Annotated in this window: 14 protein-coding genes and 1 riboswitch; of the genes, 11 read left to right on the top strand and 3 right to left on the bottom strand. The window is 40.0% G+C overall.

The features are described 5' to 3' along the window. Positions 1–305: 305 nt before the first annotated feature. Together FLK61_RS02255 and FLK61_RS02250 are read right to left on the bottom strand one after the other, a co-directional pair. Positions 306–794 (bottom strand): hypothetical protein, encoded by a 489-nt coding sequence (locus FLK61_RS02255; RefSeq protein ID WP_176007921.1) that lies wholly within the window; start codon positions 792–794, stop codon positions 306–308. Between the two features lie 18 nt (positions 795–812). Continuing rightward, positions 813–977 (bottom strand): hypothetical protein, encoded by a 165-nt coding sequence (locus tag FLK61_RS02250; protein ID WP_176007920.1) that lies wholly within the window; start codon positions 975–977, stop codon positions 813–815. Positions 978–1,452: 475 nt separating this feature from the next. Between FLK61_RS02250 and FLK61_RS02245 the strand changes: the two genes are divergently transcribed. The 11 genes from FLK61_RS02245 to FLK61_RS02195 all read left to right on the top strand — a co-directional run bounded on the left by FLK61_RS02245 (position 1,453) and on the right by FLK61_RS02195 (position 12,728). Continuing rightward, positions 1,453–2,178, top strand: a complete 726-nt coding sequence (locus FLK61_RS02245; protein WP_176007919.1) for a hypothetical protein — start codon at positions 1,453–1,455, stop codon at positions 2,176–2,178. Positions 2,179–2,189: 11 nt separating this feature from the next. After that, complete coding sequence (locus tag FLK61_RS02240) at positions 2,190–2,576, top strand: GntR family transcriptional regulator (RefSeq protein WP_176007918.1); 387 nt, start codon at positions 2,190–2,192, stop codon at positions 2,574–2,576. Further along, positions 2,576–3,433 carry an ATP-binding cassette domain-containing protein gene (locus FLK61_RS02235; protein WP_176007917.1) on the top strand — a complete coding sequence of 286 codons (858 nt, stop codon included), beginning with the start codon at positions 2,576–2,578 and terminating at the stop codon, positions 3,431–3,433. Before FLK61_RS02240 ends, FLK61_RS02235 begins: the two co-directional genes overlap by 1 nt. A gap of 3 nt (positions 3,434–3,436) precedes the next feature. Beyond that, positions 3,437–4,375 carry an ABC transporter ATP-binding protein gene (locus tag FLK61_RS02230; RefSeq protein WP_176007916.1) on the top strand — a complete coding sequence of 313 codons (939 nt, stop codon included), beginning with the start codon at positions 3,437–3,439 and terminating at the stop codon, positions 4,373–4,375. Next, positions 4,365–5,621 carry an ABC transporter permease gene (locus FLK61_RS02225; protein ID WP_176007915.1) on the top strand — a complete coding sequence of 419 codons (1,257 nt, stop codon included), beginning with the start codon at positions 4,365–4,367 and terminating at the stop codon, positions 5,619–5,621. Before FLK61_RS02230 ends, FLK61_RS02225 begins: the two co-directional genes overlap by 11 nt. A 469-nt stretch (positions 5,622–6,090) precedes the next feature. Continuing rightward, positions 6,091–6,256: riboswitch (cyclic di-AMP (ydaO/yuaA leader) on the top strand. Between the two features lie 251 nt (positions 6,257–6,507). Continuing rightward, positions 6,508–6,588, top strand: coding sequence for a potassium-transporting ATPase subunit F (locus FLK61_RS20310; protein ID WP_176011102.1), 81 nt, complete (start codon positions 6,508–6,510; stop codon positions 6,586–6,588). 21 nt (positions 6,589–6,609) lie between these two features. Beyond that, complete coding sequence (gene kdpA / locus FLK61_RS02215; RefSeq protein ID WP_176007914.1) at positions 6,610–8,295, top strand: potassium-transporting ATPase subunit KdpA; 1,686 nt, start codon at positions 6,610–6,612, stop codon at positions 8,293–8,295. Between the two features lie 16 nt (positions 8,296–8,311). Beyond that, on the top strand, positions 8,312–10,324 hold the full coding sequence (gene kdpB / locus FLK61_RS02210; RefSeq protein WP_176007913.1) for a potassium-transporting ATPase subunit KdpB: 2,013 nt from the start codon (positions 8,312–8,314) through the stop codon (positions 10,322–10,324). Between the two features lie 24 nt (positions 10,325–10,348). Next, positions 10,349–10,963, top strand: a complete 615-nt coding sequence (gene kdpC / locus FLK61_RS02205; RefSeq protein ID WP_176007912.1) for a potassium-transporting ATPase subunit KdpC — start codon at positions 10,349–10,351, stop codon at positions 10,961–10,963. After that, on the top strand, positions 10,941–12,086 hold the full coding sequence (locus tag FLK61_RS02200; RefSeq protein WP_430708783.1) for a universal stress protein: 1,146 nt from the start codon (positions 10,941–10,943) through the stop codon (positions 12,084–12,086). The genes kdpC and FLK61_RS02200 overlap by 23 nt, the downstream gene beginning before the upstream one ends. Positions 12,087–12,101: 15 nt before the next feature. Beyond that, the gene (locus FLK61_RS02195; RefSeq protein WP_176007910.1) at positions 12,102–12,728 is read left to right on the top strand and encodes an adenine nucleotide alpha hydrolase family protein; all 627 of its coding nucleotides are present in this window, start codon (positions 12,102–12,104) and stop codon (positions 12,726–12,728) included. A 246-nt stretch (positions 12,729–12,974) separates the two neighbouring features. On the opposite strand, the gene FLK61_RS02190 is transcribed toward FLK61_RS02195, so the two are convergent. After that, entirely contained in the window at positions 12,975–13,265 is a 291-nt protein-coding gene (locus tag FLK61_RS02190) for a hypothetical protein (protein ID WP_176007909.1), read from the bottom strand. Between the last annotated feature and the right edge of the window lie 31 nt (positions 13,266–13,296).

The following is a 13,296-nucleotide window of genomic DNA, read 5'->3' as shown; positions in this document are numbered from 1 at the left end:
GGCATGAGGCGATAGGTCGTTGCCTCCCTATAGAGATTAAAAGAGTGCGTTCACGTTCTCGCATAATGTGTTCACCTTCTCCACTTCGCTTCGCTGAGCCTTCTTTATCCTGTCCTAGGACGTATAACAAGCATATCTTTCCCATTTTATTTACTTATTTGCACAACATGCGCTGATTTTAGCACCACCCGTACGCTTTTTTGCACGGACTCGGCTAAATTTAGCACGATCTCCTTTAATTTCAGTACCATACTACCTCTCCATAAAAAAGCCCAACCACTAAACGTGATTGGACCTCTCTTAAATCAGTCATACCCTCCAGTTGCTGCAGGTAGCTCCTGATATTCGTCTCTTGGTTGGATCATATTCTGATGGATCTCCAACATCGTATCGTCCCAATTTGATACAGCCGTTGTCGGACAAGAGGAGTCCCAAATTAGTGAATAATCTTCTCCATTTGCGGTCATTTGCAGGTTGTACTTGTGGTGTGGTTCCATACATGACAAGCCATCGCCCTCGTCGGGCAGCGCTAACACATCATTTTCTAAAACGGCTTGATAGATCGTGCGCAACTCCTCGTCGCTGAGCACGAAATCGGTGGTAGTTGTGCCGTCGACGATCAGATCCTTTGTGTAGGTGTCGTCATACGTGTTGATCTCGCTCACGCCGCCTAACCCGTAGGATAGCGCAAACGCAAAGTCGTCCGGCATGTCCTCTGGTAGCGCGTCCTCTGTCGTGCTACCGCATGCTGTGAGCACGAGGATCACTGCGATTCCCCATAACATATGTCTCATAATTGCCCCTTTCCTACATCACTTTTCAGCTGCTTCTACCTTCTCTCTCAGCTCCTTGATTTCCTTTCGCTGGGCTTCCATGCTCCCCCAAAAGATGCCTCCAACAATCCCTAATATAACCCCTACTGGTCCGAGAAAAATGAGCCCAGGGATGCTCAAAATAATAATATAGAATAACGTCATCTGACATGTTCCCTTCATGGTAAATTCATCGATTACACTAATTTTACCATGGTAATATCTACAAATACAGGTAGGTTTGTTGTTTAAGTGGTCAACATTGCTCAACTGCCACTGTACAAAGATCCCCACGTGGTGGTAGCACAAGGCAACTGGCGGTTTTCGGTACTCGCTTTAGGTAAGTGTGTTCACGTTCCTCCAAAATACATCGAACTTACTCATTCAGCCATTTTAAATTGTAAATATATTGTTATCCACCTTGATTTCCTTCCATATCATTTACTTATTTGCACAACACGCTCTGAATTTGGCACGAACTCTCGGCATTTTTGCACCGCCTCATCCAATTTAGCACCACCATCCTCTAAACCAGAACCTCCACCTCCAAAAAACCCTTGCACATCTCCATCATCCATATTATAGTGTGTATATAGACATACACACTATAACACTTCAAATAGAGAAAGGACTGATTTTAATGGCTACACTACGTAGAGCTTGGTGGCTTTCAAAAATGGAGCTGAAGCTTTCTGTAAAGAATTATTTAACTATCATACTTTTAGCCGTAATTTATACGTTTTTTCTCCGTGTAACAATTGCAGACTATCTGGAGAGCTCGTTCTTTTTAGTCGATGTGCTACTAATTTTTTATCTTGTTACGACCCCATTTTCTACAAAGCCAAAGGCCCTCCAATATCAAAAGGTTAATGACGGGCTATTTGCAACACCATATTTTTCGATGCTTTATCAACTTCCGATTAAGCGTGCAGCGATCATCACTAGTCGATTTATCGTTTTATATGTAGCTATCATAGTCTCAACAACTTTCCTTTTTACGATGACCTATCTGACATCCTCTGTACTTCGAGAAACAATTGCGATTCCGCAGTTCCTAGCACTGATGCTTATCTGGATTTGTATTAGTATGGCTATTGGTGGACTCTTCCCCGCAAGTGATCCTGGGGACAAAATTAAACGATTCACGATGTTTTGGTCATACATGACTATTATTATTTTTTTCGTTGCTCTTTATATTATTTTTCCATTGTGGTTTGATACAGGGCTACTAAACTGGACTATTTATTTAGCAAATGAGCACACAATTATATCTATCTTTGCTTTTCTCACCCTTGCAGGTTTATGTACATGGCAATGGTTCCGTGTTGCTTTAAAACGATTAAAAACGATCGATTATTTAGATTAAGGAGGACCACTATGACTCTTCCGATTCGACTTTCCAAGTCCTCAAGAGAACCGATTTATCATCAAATCGAACACCAGATAAAAGCGCTGATTGCAAGCGGTCAGCTGACGACTGGTGATCCATTGCCATCAATCAGACTTTTAGCGAAAGACCTTGAAATTAGCTCCATCACAATAAGACGAGCGTATCAAAACCTTGAATACAGCGGATTTATCAAAACTTCTCAAGGAAAAGGCACGTTCGTAGCGGAGGTTGATCCTGATATGAAGACAACGATGGCAAGTAAGGCCGTTGAAGACGCGATCATGAAGGCGATCACAACTGCCAAACAGCATGAGCTCTCAGATGACGACATTTTGGACCTTGTCCGTAGCTTATTAACAAAGGAGGAATCCTGATGACTGCTCCACTCGCCATTAATAAAGTCACAAAAACTATTGATGACTTCCAGCTTCATATTAATAACCTCCATATCGAAGAAGGAACGATCACGGCCATTATCGGCGCAAACGGCGCTGGTAAAAGTACGCTTTTTAAAATGATTATGAATCTCGTTAAACAAGAAAGTGGTAGTATCCAAGTCTATGGTGAGTCCGTTAACGCCCAAGAAGATAGCTGGAAACAGCACATTGCCTATCAAGCTCAAACCTTGCATGGCTATGATGCATTCACAGGTAAGATGCTAGGTACACTAATGTCCGACATTTATCCAAACTGGGACGAGGCTCTGTATCGATCCTTATCGCAAAAGCTCGACGTCCCATTAAATAAACGTGTTAAAAAACTGTCCCCCGGTGTTAAAACAAAACTCAATATAGCATTAACTCTTGCTAAAAACACCCCATTCCTTTTACTCGATGAACCAACAGCTGCGATGGACATTCCGTCTCGGACTTATTTTTTGGATACGTTATTGCAAGTAACCGAAGAGCGTAATAAAACGGTTGTCTTCGCTTCTCACCAAGCAGATGATATCAAAAAACTCGCCGATTACCTTGTTTTCCTCCAAGACGGGAAAGCGTCAGAGCTCTTTGAGAAGGATACATTCACGTCCTCTTACCGTCAGTTTTGGCTGAAGGATGAGCCGGAAACGAGCATTCCTGGTGAAATCCAGCGTACGTATAAGAAGGTCATCCTCTCAAATGACCCAGACGCGACGCTTGATTATATTACGCATAACAACCTCGAAGTGATGGATGAACAAGTGCCGGAGCTCGAGGACATTATCCCACTGCTACTTACGAAAGGAGAATAATCGATGACAACGCCAGCTCTTACCGTTTCACACCTACAAAAATCCTTTAAGGATCAGCAAGTTCTGCACGACGTCTCGTTTAGCGTGAATAAAGGGGAAATTACTGCTCTGCTCGGACCGAACGGCGCCGGTAAATCCACGACCATTCGCAGTATTATGGGGATCTTTTATCCCGATGAAGGCACGATCGAGTTTAATGGGGAAACAACGAAGGCCATTCCGAAGCATAAAATCGGCTACTTACCAGAGGAACGCGGTCTTTATAAGAACGTGAGCATCATGGATATCCTCCTCTATTTTGCGGAGCTCAAGGATTATCCACGTGACAAAGCAAAAAAACGCGCGCTCATGTATTTAAAAAAGCTTGGTTTAGAAGGAAAAGAGAAGTCTTCCATTGAGGAATTATCAAAGGGGATGGGGCAAAAAGTACAGTTTATCGCCTCCATGATCCACGAGCCAGAGCTACTTATTTTAGATGAACCCTTCTCTGGACTAGACCCAGTGAGTCAGGAAGTCTTTAAAGAGGAGATTCGCTCCCTCGCTCAAAACGGCACGGCCATTTTGCTTTCTGCCCATCAAATGAATCTGGTTGAAGAGATGGCTGACAGGCTGATTATGCTGCATAAGGGTCGCGAAGTAATTAAAGGGACGATGGAGGATGTAAAACGTGAGTATGCGAGCTTTAAGTGTACGATTCACGGTCAAAACGATCAGAATAAGCTTGCGGCTATCCCGTCTGTGACACGCGTCGAGCAGTCTAATGATGTATCCGTCCTATTTTTAGATCAAGATGTCGTACCGTCAGAGTGGATTCGCACGCTCCCACAAGATATCCAAATCAACGAATTTCGTCTAGACCGCATCTCTCTCCATGAGATCTTTATAGACATTGCATCTGACCGAACGCTTGCGTCCGAGGAGGAAAATAACGATGAAGAATAGTTTAAAGGTTGCCCGCTGGGAATTTAAACGTAACGTCAAAAATAAGTCTTTCTTAATATCTCTATTTTTAACACCAGTCATCTTTATAGTTTTTGCTACTTTACCAACGCTTCTTTCTAATTTAGGTGGTGATGACGAGACACCAATCGATCTGTATGTATCTGACTCAGCAAACGTATGGGAAGAGCAGCTTGCCCCTTATGTAAACAGTACCGGACTCGATTGGAATGTCACGGTAGGAACCGATTCTCCTGAGGAATGGCAGGAAGTCGTCGAAGAGACAGACCGCGCATCTGTGTTTCTCCAGCTAGACGAATCAGCTATTAGCGAAGGGCAAGTCAACTACTACACTACAGAGGCAACACCTGACTCCTTCGCTGTTGACGTGCAACTATTAGCGCAGCCGCTCCAGCAGGTTAGCTTGCAGGAAGCTGGGCTATCCGACGAGCAAATGGCCGTCGTTGCAAGTGGCGTACAATTTAATGCCACCGAATTATCAAGCGAGCAGGAGCAAGCGGCGGAGCCTGTTGCTGACCCAGGGCTTGCTGAGACAGATCCGTTTACCCGTCTCGTTCCTGGTGCATTTGCCGGACTCATTCTTTTCTCCATCGTCATGACAGGCATGATGATCTTCCAATCCGCTTCGCAGGAAAAGAAAGAGAAGGTATCCGAAATCGTGCTATCCTCTCTATCACCTTCGGATCTTATGCAGGGCAAAATCATCGGATACTTTTGGCTTGGTATGGTCCAGGTTGGCGTCTGGATGTTAATCGCCATCCCATTTGTTCTATGGAGATTTAGCGATTTACCAATACTCGAAAACCTATTTGTCCCAGAATTAGCCTTACTGATCGTCATCGCATTACTCGGTTACCTATTCTTTGCGGCGCTATTTGTTGGACTAGGCGCCACGATCGAAGACATGAGCTCAACAAGCAACTTCCAAGGATTAATTATGATGCTTCCATTTTCACCACTCCTTTTAATCGGACCAATTTTATCCGATCCGAGTGGACTAGTAGCTCAAATCGGCACCTTCATCCCATTCACCTCTCCAGCCGTACTCATCGTACGTCTATCGCTGCTTGAGGAATGGCCATGGGTCGAAATCGGAATCGCGATCGCCCTACTAGCCGTTGTCGTGTGGCTCGTCATGAAGCTCGCCGGCAAAATCTTCGAAGTCGGCATCCTCCTCTACGGCAAAAATGCCTCTATGGGAGAGATGATAAAGTGGCTTCGCCAGTAGTTAATTTAATTGCTTTAACGCCCACCCTTTTGAGAAAAGAGGGTGGGTGTTTTTTTATTGTTATAGATGGTTCATTCTCTTCAGGTACTTCTAATCTTCGGTAGGAGATCATCTCCTGCTAACAAGAATAAACGTACTCCTCTACTTAGATATTGTCAACATGAATTTAATGTGGAGAGCTCATTTGATAGAAACATTACCAAAGATAAATTAATATTTAATGTCATCTATTAAATAAGAAGAAAGGAATCTTTTCCATGGATATCACAAGTATAAGAACGTACGGTTAAGATATTTAAAGTAAATATTCAATAATATTGTGAAATCGCGATTATTTAGATGAATATGTTCATTTATGCATCTTTACAGGATTTGAAGCGAGGAGTAGTCTAATCACATCAACGAACCACCCATTTCCTTACAGACTGGAGGAGCCTATTAGGTTTTTTATCTAAACATTTATATACCAATTCGTATATCGCTTAATTCATATGAAGCGGGGGACCCAATATAGTGGCTTGCAGTTTAACAAGCTTGCAATCCTTGGGGTGAATCAGCTAGGCATTTGCCAGCTGTAGGGCGACTCTTGCGCCCGAATCCGACAGCTAACCTCGTAAGCGTTGAAGGGACAATTGTTTTTTTGTGATGCGTGCTAATTTCGGTTTAAAACCGACTTAAGCATGCTTATCAACTTTGCAAAAAAACGGATGAGGACCCTTCCTTATCCGTTTTTTCTGTTTTTTCAATTGGTAACGGGCCCGTTTTAATTGAGAAAGGAGACCACATCATGCTTGATACTGTATTAATGATTACTTTAGGGATGCTATTTATATCTATATGTAGCTGTATTTCTGGATTTTCTAGCATCTTGAAGGAGGATAAATAAATGAACGTTTTTATTTTTATCGTCGCTATTTCCGTAGTTGCATATCTCTTTTATGCACTCGTTCACGCAGAAAACATTTAGCTCTTTAGGAGGATTACTACCATGCTAACTTTTTTATCCATAGCAATTCCCATTCTGATTCTTTTTTTAGTAGCAAAGCCTTTTGGGAATTATTTAGCAAGTATTTTTGACTATGAAAGTGGTACAGCATCAAAAAGCGACAAGTTATTTTTACCATTTGAGCGAATGGTATATAGGCTAAGTGGACTTCATACTCGTTCACAAACATGGAGAGAATATGCATTAGCATTACTCGCAACAAATACATTGATGATTGTTGTTATTTACATCATCTTTCGCTTTCAAGGGATTATGCCTCTAAATCCAGAGGAGGTAGGTTCAATGGAAGCATCCTTAGCATTTAATACTGCTATAAGCTTCATGACGAATACTAACCTTCAGCATTACAGTGGCGAATCTAGTTTAAGCTATCTATCTCAAATGATCGCAATTTTATTCATGATGTTTGCGGCTCCTGCTTCTGCCTTAGCCATTTGTATGTCTTTTATCAGAGGTATTACAGGAAAGTCTTTAGGTAACTATTTCGTCGATTTAATCAGAGGTATTACTCGCATTTTATTACCTATCTCGATCGTGTTTGGATTAGCTTTCGTAGCTTTAGGTGTCCCTCAAACATTAGGTGGTCCTGTTGAAGTAGAAACTATTCAAGGTAGCGTTCAAGAGGTTGCTTTAGGACCAGTGGGATCCTTTTTATCAATTAAAGAACTCGGTAACAACGGTGGTGGCTATTTTGGAGTAAACTCCGCCCACCCATTCGAAAACCCGAGTGGATTTAGTAATATGCTACAAGTCATTTTAATGTTTTTAGTCACCGCTTCCCTACCTTTAGCTTATGGGAAAATGGCAGGGAACTCGAAGCAAGGTTGGGTGCTATATATAGCTATGTGGCTTATGTTTGCAGTTTTATCCTTGGTCGCAGTTAGCGGTGAATACAGTGGTAATCCGCTCATGGAACCACTTGGAGTAGCAGAGTCTCAACCTAATATGGAAGGGAAGGAAGTACGCTTTACTCCTGCTGAATCAGCAATGTATGCAGTAACAACTACAGCTACAGAAACTGGGGCTGTAAACAATATGCATGATTCATTAACTCCGCTAAGTGGGTTGGTAACCTTAAGCAACATGATGTTAAATACGATCTTTGGTGGCATAGGCGCAGGGTTTATGAATGTAATTATGTACGCAATGATAGCTGTCTTTATTACAGGTTTAATGATAGGGCGAACACCAGAATTCTTAGGTAAAAAAATAGAAAGCAACGAGATGAAGATTATCTCAATCGTTATGTTGCTTCACCCTTTATTAATACTAGGGTTTTCTGCTTTAGCTTTAAGCACGGAAGCTGGAAGCTCTGCTATTTCAAACGAAGGGTTTCATGGTATTAGCCAAATCGTTTATGAATATTCTTCTTCAGCTGCTAATAACGGATCCGGCTTTGAAGGATTAGGTGATGATACTCTTTTTTGGAACATAACTACGGCAATTGTCATGTTTATCGGAAGATTTCTACCGCTCATTGCTATGTTAGCAGTCGCTAATGCCTTATTAAACAAAAAAGAAGTTCCAGTATCTACCGGTACCTTCCGGACAGATGAACCAATTTTTGGTGGGTTATTTATAATGAGCACAGTTGTGGTAGGAGCTTTAACCTTCTTCCCAACATTAGTTATTGGACCAATTGCGGAATGGGTAACACTTTATCTCTAACTTGGAGGAAAATGGAATGAACAAATCACTAATAGATATGAAATTAGTTGCTCCAGCTTTAAAGGACAGTTTTAAAAAGCTAAACCCTATAGTAATGATTAAAAATCCAATTATGTTTGTTGTCCAAATAGGACTTAGCATTGCCTTACTTTATTCCTTTGTCGCACCAGACCCTTCTTTACGATGGTTTAATATAATAGTTTCTATCATTTTATTTGTAACCGTATTGTTTGCTAACTTTGCTGAGGCATTTGCCGAAGGACGAGGTAAAGCGCAAGCAAATGAATTGAAAAAAACTAAAAAAGAAGGAAAGGCAACTAAAATAGATAAAAACGGCACAGAAACTATTGTTCCTTCACAAGACCTGCGTAAAGGAGACATAGTCCTCGTTCGAGCAGGAGAATTAATTCCAAGTGATGGCGAAATTATAGAAGGCATTGCTAGTGTGGATGAGTCAGCAATTACAGGGGAATCTGCCACTGTATTAAAAGAATCCGGTGGTGATTTTAGCTCTGTTACGGGTGGAACAAAAGTTATAAGCGATTACTTGAAAATTTGCATTACAAGTAATCCAGGCGAAAGCTTTTTGGACCAAATGATATCCATGGTTGAGGGAGCTAAGCGACAAAAGACCCCAAACGAAATTGCTCTAAACACACTGTTAATCAGTCTAACTTTAATTTTTATGATTGTAGTTATAACATTACCATTTCTCTCTTCCTATCTAGGCATTGAGATTAGTGTCCCAATTCTTATCGCTTTGCTCGTATGTCTGATTCCTACAACCATTGGCGGTTTACTCTCTGCCATTGGAATAGCTGGAATGGATAGAGTAACGCAATTTAACGTAATAGCTATGTCAGGTAAAGCAGTTGAAGCAGCTGGCGACATAACTACAATGGTTCTTGATAAAACTGGAACAATCACTTTTGGGAATAGAATGGCGTGCGAATTAATTCCAGTGAACGGCTCCTCTAAAGAAGAGATGTATTATTGGACATTAATAGCATCCATAGATGACGAAACACCAGAGGGGCGATCAATCATTGATTTGATCAAGAGCACTCCAGATATTACGCTCAGAACTAGCGAAAAAGGTGAATTTATTCCTTTTACTGCTGAAACAAGAATGAGTGGAGCAAATTTACAAAATAACAGGAAGGTTAGGAAGGGAGCCGTTGATGCTGTAAAGGCATTTGTAATTGAACATGGCGGAAGTACTCCTCAGGAAGTACATGATATTGCTCTAAACATATCCGAACAAGGCGGAACTCCTTTAGCTGTAGCTATCGACTGTCAAATACTCGGAATTATTCATTTAAAGGATACCGTAAAGCCTGGAATGAAAGAAAAATTTGCTGAGCTACGTAGTATGGGTATAAAAACTATTATGTGCACTGGCGATAACCCGGTGACAGCTAGGACAATTGCAAAAGAGGCCGGAGTAGATGATTACGTAGCAGAGTGTAAACCTGAAGATAAGATAAAGCTGATAAAAAAAGAGCAAGCGGAGGGTAAGTTAGTTGCTATGACCGGCGATGGTACAAATGACGCACCTGCTTTGGCACAAGCTGATGTAGGGCTCGTTATGAACTCGGGCACATCTGCTGCGAAAGAAGCTGGGAACATGGTCGACCTAGATTCAGATCCAAGTAAAATTATTCAAGTCGTCACAATTGGAAAACAGTTATTGATGACAAGAGGTTCATTGACAACATTTAGTATAGCTAATGACATCGCTAAATATTTTGCGATTATACCAGCTATATTTATGGTAGCTATTCCAGAACTACAGGCACTTAATATAATGAATTTGAGTACACCCACTTCAGCAATCTTATCTGCCCTAATCTTTAATGCCGTAATTATTCCATTGCTTATTCCATTGGCAATGCGAGGGGTAGCTTACAAACCAATGAGTTCATCACGTTTATTAAAGCGAAACCTTTTCATCTATGGACTTGGCGGTGTTGTTACACCGTTCATCGGAATCAAAATAATCGACATGGCGATTCAATTTATCATGTAATCTAAAATCTTGGAGGAAACAATCATGTTTAAACTAGGCGTACCCTTACTTTCTCTAATTCGACTATCCCTTATCATCATGATTTTATGTGGGTTCATCTACCCTGTTGCAATGACTGGGATAGCTCAAGTAACCATGTATGAAAAAGCTAACGGAAGTATTCTTTATGATGAAGAAAAAAAACCGATAGGTTCACTTTTTATTGGTCAATCTTTTACTGATCCTCAATTCTTCCATGGAAGAATATCAAGTATTGAATTTGACGGAAGAAATTCTGGATCAGAAAATTATTCATTAAGTAATTCAGAATTGTTAGAAAGAATCGACTCCGCATTAGTAGAATGGGAAACAAGCAACCCAACTACCCCTGCTAATGAGGTACCTATAGATCTTTTAACAAACTCCGCTTCTGGACTTGATCCACACATTACACCTGAGGCTGCAATCGTTCAAGTATCTAGAATAAGCGAAGCCATACAAGTAGAGGAATGGCAATTAATAGAACTTGTAGAAGGTCACACAGAAGGAAGAGACCTTGGTGTTTTTGGAGCAGAAAGAGTAAATGTCCTGCAATTAAATCTATCGTTGCTTGAATTAGTAGATGGAAGTGGTAGTTATGGGAAATTGGATGAGCTTTAGTGGTAAAGGCCCTGACTATTTTTTAGATATCATTAGAAGCTCACATAATGGTAAATTGAAGCTATTTATAGGATCAGCTCCTGGAGTTGGTAAAACATATCGCATGCTTGTAGAAGCAAATGAACTAGCTCACGAAGGTAAAGATGTTGTCATCGGCTTTGTAGAATCGCACGGTAGGCAAGATACCGAACGTGTAATAGGAGACTTAGAGAAAGTCCCTTTAAAAGAGCTTATTTATAAAGAAAGAAAGTTTTATGAATTAGACCTCGAAGCAATTGTTGCACGTAGACCTGATATTGTATTAATAGATGAATTAGCCCATACAAATATTCCTGGTTCTTTAAATAAAAAAAGGTATCAAGACATTGCCGAGATTTTAAGTAACGGCATCTCGGTCTACTCAGCAGTTAATATTCAACATCTCGAAAGTTTACATGAGAACGTGCAACAAATCTCTGGAATAGGTGTCAGGGAACGAATTCCTGACACCTTTCTCCAACTCGCTACTGAAGTAATTTTAATAGATATTTCACCAGAAACGTTGCAAAAACGTATGATAGACGGGAAGATTTACTCTTCAGACAAAATTGAGCAATCTATTAAAAACTTCTTTACTCTTAATAAGCTTGCTGCTCTTCGAGAACTTTCATTAAGAGAGATAGCCAATAACATTGATGACAAAATTGTGAAAGAGATGGAGAAGTCAGGCGAAACAGGACCTACATGGGCTAGCGAGAAGATCTTAGTTTGTATAGGATACGAACCTACAGCTGAAGCATTAATGAGAAGAGGCTGGCGAATGGCTAATCGATTAAAAGCTGGTTTGTATGTCCTTCATGTTGCAGGTCAGTCTCCTACTAAAAAACAGCTTGATAAAGTCGAAGCTTGGGAACGACTAGCTATGCAGTTTGACGCTATATTTATTCAAAAAGAAAAAGACCGTAAAATAGCAAAAATCATAGCAGATGTAGCTAAAGAATTTGGAATAACTAATATAATATTGGGACAATCCGCCAGGACAAGGAGGGAGGAAATTCTTAAAGGATCTATCGTAAACTCTATAATGAGAGAATTAGACCAAATAGATATACACATCGTTTCAACGCATAATTTAAAATCATAACAGGTGGTGTAACCTATGGCAAAACGCACATTAGTATGTATTGCAAATTATAGAAATACCGAAATGCTGTTAAATAAAGGGGTTGAATTTTCTTTAGGTTTAGATAAAACCTGTTACGCATTAACTCTTATCCGAGACCATGAAACTAACTATTATGAGAATACTAGGACCTTGGATGAGATTGAATCAATAGCTTCTGATTATAAAATTCCACTTCTTAAAAGAACGATTAGTAATGAGAAAGTGGCTACTACTATTGCAGAGGTTGTAGTTGAAAAGAAAATTGATCATGTGCTAATTGGACAGCCAAGAAGAAGTAAATGGGACATGCTAGTTAAAGGATCTCTGGTTAATGACTTGTTAAACATATTAATAGACGTTGATTTAACAATTGTCGAGGTTAGCAAAGACAAGATTTCACATGACTCAGAATTTGATATTGGTGTCTCAGCATATATAGTTAAAGAAGACGATAACTACACTCTATCCTTGGATGAGCCTTCCACTTATTTTATTGAAGGTGTATTTTATCAACGTACTAAAACCGACTTTCAATCAGGAGTGTTCAAAGCTAAAAAAGATGAAGAAATATTTATAGTCAACGTAAGTGACGGGGAAGTAAAGTGGACTTCTCTCGATTAAACGAAATTCATAATAGCGGCATGGTTCCTAATCATGAAAAGATTTTATAGTGCTTCTTTATATCCATAAAGGTCGCTATGGGATACATGATAAAGTGGCTTCGACAGTAGATAATTGCTATAGCGCCCACCCTCTTGAGAAAAAAGGAGTGGGTGTTTTTTATGTATATAGTGCTAATATCTACTATTAGTTAATCTCTACAAGAATTAGAATATAAACGATTGTTTTATGTAACGTCTAAGTCGTCTAGATAAAATTAATTAGATAGTAGACGATAAACACACTAATAAATATAGTATCTGATATTGACCTGATTAAAGGAATATTAGACTTCCTTAATTTTTCTATACGATAGTTAAAAATAGCATGATAACCATCTAAAATAATAAATAATCCTGCTATTACAAGAATGGTTTCATAGCCCGTTAAGTGATAAGCAAGGAAGTAAATGAGCCAGCTTCTAACGAACCAAAAACTTAGTGTGAAAAGAACTAAGAACAAGCTCTCGGTATTAAACTCGACCTCTTTTGAACTCATATCTCTTAAACCATCTCGAATAGATGTATAA

Source organism: Paenalkalicoccus suaedae (assembly GCF_006965545.2).
Classification (GTDB): Bacteria; Bacillota; Bacilli; order Bacillales; family Salisediminibacteriaceae; genus Paenalkalicoccus; species Paenalkalicoccus suaedae.
The sequence above is the reverse complement of the archived record's forward strand: the minus strand, read 5'-3'. Positions and strand labels throughout refer to the sequence as shown.

Coding starts and splice junctions, on each gene's coding strand:
- FLK61_RS02255 (WP_176007921.1), bottom strand. CDS start 794: ATGAGACATATGTTATGGGGAATCGCAGTGATCCTCGTGCTCACAGCA.
- FLK61_RS02250 (WP_176007920.1), bottom strand. CDS start 977: ATGACGTTATTCTATATTATTATTTTGAGCATCCCTGGGCTCATTTTT.
- FLK61_RS02245 (WP_176007919.1), top strand. CDS start 1,453: ATGGCTACACTACGTAGAGCTTGGTGGCTTTCAAAAATGGAGCTGAAG.
- FLK61_RS02240 (WP_176007918.1), top strand. CDS start 2,190: ATGACTCTTCCGATTCGACTTTCCAAGTCCTCAAGAGAACCGATTTAT.
- FLK61_RS02235 (WP_176007917.1), top strand. CDS start 2,576: ATGACTGCTCCACTCGCCATTAATAAAGTCACAAAAACTATTGATGAC.
- FLK61_RS02230 (WP_176007916.1), top strand. CDS start 3,437: ATGACAACGCCAGCTCTTACCGTTTCACACCTACAAAAATCCTTTAAG.
- FLK61_RS02225 (WP_176007915.1), top strand. CDS start 4,365: ATGAAGAATAGTTTAAAGGTTGCCCGCTGGGAATTTAAACGTAACGTC.
- FLK61_RS20310 (WP_176011102.1), top strand. CDS start 6,508: ATGAACGTTTTTATTTTTATCGTCGCTATTTCCGTAGTTGCATATCTC.
- kdpA (WP_176007914.1), top strand. CDS start 6,610: ATGCTAACTTTTTTATCCATAGCAATTCCCATTCTGATTCTTTTTTTA.
- kdpB (WP_176007913.1), top strand. CDS start 8,312: ATGAACAAATCACTAATAGATATGAAATTAGTTGCTCCAGCTTTAAAG.
- kdpC (WP_176007912.1), top strand. CDS start 10,349: ATGTTTAAACTAGGCGTACCCTTACTTTCTCTAATTCGACTATCCCTT.
- FLK61_RS02200 (WP_430708783.1), top strand. CDS start 10,941: ATGGGAAATTGGATGAGCTTTAGTGGTAAAGGCCCTGACTATTTTTTA.
- FLK61_RS02195 (WP_176007910.1), top strand. CDS start 12,102: ATGGCAAAACGCACATTAGTATGTATTGCAAATTATAGAAATACCGAA.
- FLK61_RS02190 (WP_176007909.1), bottom strand. CDS start 13,265: ATGAGTTCAAAAGAGGTCGAGTTTAATACCGAGAGCTTGTTCTTAGTT.